This window comes from Paenibacillus lentus, assembly GCF_042714055.1.
Classification (GTDB): domain Bacteria; phylum Bacillota; class Bacilli; order Paenibacillales; family Paenibacillaceae; genus Fontibacillus; species Fontibacillus lentus_A.
This window is the reverse complement of record NZ_JBHGVC010000030.1, coordinates 1-3,031: the sequence shown is the minus strand read 5'-3', so window position 1 is coordinate 3,031 and position 3,031 is coordinate 1. Positions and strand designations below refer to the sequence as shown.

Sequence of the window (3,031 nt, the reverse complement as noted above, 5' to 3'; positions counted from 1 at the left end):
CATCAGTGGGCCGAGTGTTCATAATGGATGATCTGTTGACTTTGGCAGACGAATGCACTACGGATGGAGAAAAGATATTAGCCGCAATTAGCGTTATTCCTATGGGTAAAATAGCAAAAGTGATTCGCATTGCTGATAACGCTTTTGACACGTCAAAAGTTGCTTCTAGGGCTGCTAGGGGGACGGGTGATTCTGCAAAGATACCTAGAACAGGAGCAGAATGGAATGAATACTACAAGAGCAAGTATGGAAACGGAAATGTTACATGGGTAACAGAGTTGAAATCTTACGATGATATACTAAGTAATCCCAAAGCTTTATGGGGAAAATCAGCTGATGAAGTTGGAAGGACCCTTGGAGATGGATGGACGAGAGGTACGTATGGCTCTGCCGGTACTGGCTGGAAATTTACAAACGGCGATAAGTCAGTATTCTATCATCCAGGAGGGGGAGTGCATGGAGGGTCATACATTGGATTCTCTAGTGGGCAAACAGGTAAAGTCAAGGTGGTGGGATCTGATTATAAACCGTTACCTGGTGATAAAGCTACGATTATTCAATAATAAGGGAGATTTGTTGAATGGAGAAAATATCTATAGAAAAACTTATGGAGCTATACGTTGATACGATTAATAAGTGTGGAACATATCTGTTAAGGGAGGATGATATGGAAATCGGGTATAACATTTTTGAAGAATTTGATACTGGGGTTACTTCTTTTTTACACGATGATATCTTGCAAAGACTAAACGATGCTGGACTAATTAGTGTTGAGATGATGTATAAAAGTTCTATTTTAAGAAACTTAGTTCTAGAATTACAACAAGGCGATGAATGGAATATTAACGCAGTTAGAAATTCACCTGAATGGAGGAAAGTACTTGAACTAGCTGACGAAATCAAGGTTTATTTTGCAGCTGAATAAATAGTCTCACTGGGGTCTATTGAAAATTTTTGTAAACCCATTTATAAGCCCAATAACAAGACCATACAATACAACCAACAAACCAAACACTAAATCACCTTGATGCAAGCTTAAACTAATTATCAAAGGCTTATTCCTCTTGAACGATGAGTGGGAATGAGCCTTTTTACATGCCCAAATTCAAAGGAGTTGACGATTTACAACGCCTGTACTACCCAAAAAGTAGAACAATTGTTAGAGTGGATTTAGGAAATCTTCCGAGTGAAATAAAAAGATTATGGAGTTACATATAGAAGGGGGTCGTTACTCGAGAAATGGTTATGGATTGGCAAGGTACTGGGAGCAGGATATAAATCCAAACTATAAGGGAGCACCAAACACAAGAGAGAGAGAACGCATACTGCAACTGGTACGCGGAGCATTATAGAATAATAATTAAGTAATACTGGAGAGTTGTACAAGAGAGTAACAATTTATGACCAGTTCGGCAGAAGGATTGGAAATAACGATTATACAAACCATGGGAAACCACATCATCATGAAAGCCCACACCATCATCCAAACCCATGGCAGAATCCTACAACAACACGGTCCTAACACTCTTGCTCTTCATCCTGATACTTCGAGGTGGTAGAATGGTACCAATTGCTCACTATCTTTTTGCGATATCTTTTAGTGGTTATTACAAAAAGAAGGACTGGCAAAACTGGGCTGATCAACGTATTTTAAAACAAACATCAGTTGAAGATTGGCTGATTAACATTTCGCTAGCCAATAGTATTGACATGTTAAGCGACGCACTTTGTGATTTATTGATTTCAGAGAGGTTTGAGGTAAAAAATGATGTTCCTTCTAGCGATGCAATAATTGGATATTTTTATCTGATGTATCTAGATGGAAAATTATCTCTTCAAGATTTATTGTTAAAGTCTGGGGACGAGGCAGATGGTGGTGAAGGTGCATCTGTTGAATGTGAAGAGTTTTATGCAATTAGCAATGCCTTAGAAAAGGATACACTCCTAATGAAGGACAATGACTTTCGAAAGAAAATATCTGCATTGTACGAACCATTTAGAAAAGTTGCTCAGCTACAAAAGGAAGAACTAGGAAGCTATTGACACCACACTAACCTTGATTAGCTTCATGCCCTTCAAGGTTTTTTCTCTGGTGGTGGGCTAGCCGAGTGCCGAATAAATCCATCATTCTATCAAAAACACATTTGACCGATACAAAATGTAAATCGGGTTTAAATTGTGGTAGCAAGATCGTACAATACAACCAACGACCGATCAGACAGGGACGACAAATACAGCCGCTGGAAGGTTGAAGAAAAAGACGCTTCCTGATGCGAGAAAATATCATACTCTTACGATCCTTCGGGGCAACTGGTATCTACTATAGACTACACAGAAACCGTCGTGAGCAGAACCTATGCTCATGATCCAAACGACCGAGTTATTCAAATGGCAACAACAAGACAGGGTTCGGATATTTTCAATCCCTATACGTAGTTGCAGGGCAACTGAGACAAACGCGTCTCTATAGCTACAATGCGCTAAATCAGTTAATTGGTCTTGCTGATGATAACAAGAATATAGCGTACACTTACGATCCTAACGGCAACTTGTTGGAAGATGGCAGATATCTATAATCATATGACTCTTTGAATCGTCTGCTTACGGTAACGGATAGCGTATATGATGCGATTTCCATTACTGATGCGGTATATGGCCAAATCTTCTATGAATATAACGGGGATGGTTTGCGAATAGGGTCGATTATGGACGGGCAACGGATCAATTCTACTGGGATCAAGACCAAATCTCGCTAGAAACCGACGCAGCCGGGCAGATCATTGCATATAATACCTATGGTTTGCAGCGATTGGCTCGTATATTAGGACCAGGCTCGTCAGCCTATTTTCCAGATGGAGATAACCGGGCCTATTATTTATACGACGGACATGGCGATGTTCGAGGGATGATCGATCCGTTAGGCGAATTATTAGGGACATACGACTACGATCCATGGGGGAATATTAGTAGTCAAATCGGAGAGATGGACAATCCGTTCCGGTACGCAGGCGAATACATGGATCCGACAGAC

2 protein-coding genes and 2 pseudogenes are annotated in these 3,031 nt (G+C 40.3%); all 4 read left to right on the top strand.

Annotation, left to right across the window (positions count from 1 at the left end; all coding sequences use genetic code 11):
* A pseudogene (locus ACE3MQ_RS27230) lies at positions 1 to 563 on the top strand (hypothetical protein); the annotation flags it as partial.
* Positions 564 to 580: 17 nt separating this feature from the next.
* The gene (locus ACE3MQ_RS27225; protein ID WP_379398759.1) at positions 581 to 925 is read left to right on the top strand and encodes a hypothetical protein; all 345 of its coding nucleotides are present in this window, start codon (positions 581 to 583) and stop codon (positions 923 to 925) included.
* A 635-nt stretch (positions 926 to 1,560) separates the two neighbouring features.
* Positions 1,561 to 2,043 (top strand): hypothetical protein, encoded by a 483-nt coding sequence (locus tag ACE3MQ_RS27220; RefSeq protein ID WP_379398757.1) that lies wholly within the window; start codon positions 1,561 to 1,563, stop codon positions 2,041 to 2,043.
* A 766-nt stretch (positions 2,044 to 2,809) separates the two neighbouring features.
* Positions 2,810 to 3,031, top strand: a pseudogene (locus ACE3MQ_RS27205) (hypothetical protein); the annotation flags it as partial.

Coding starts and splice junctions, on each gene's coding strand:
- ACE3MQ_RS27225 (WP_379398759.1), top strand. CDS start 581: ATGGAGAAAATATCTATAGAAAAACTTATGGAGCTATACGTTGATACG.
- ACE3MQ_RS27220 (WP_379398757.1), top strand. CDS start 1,561: ATGGTACCAATTGCTCACTATCTTTTTGCGATATCTTTTAGTGGTTAT.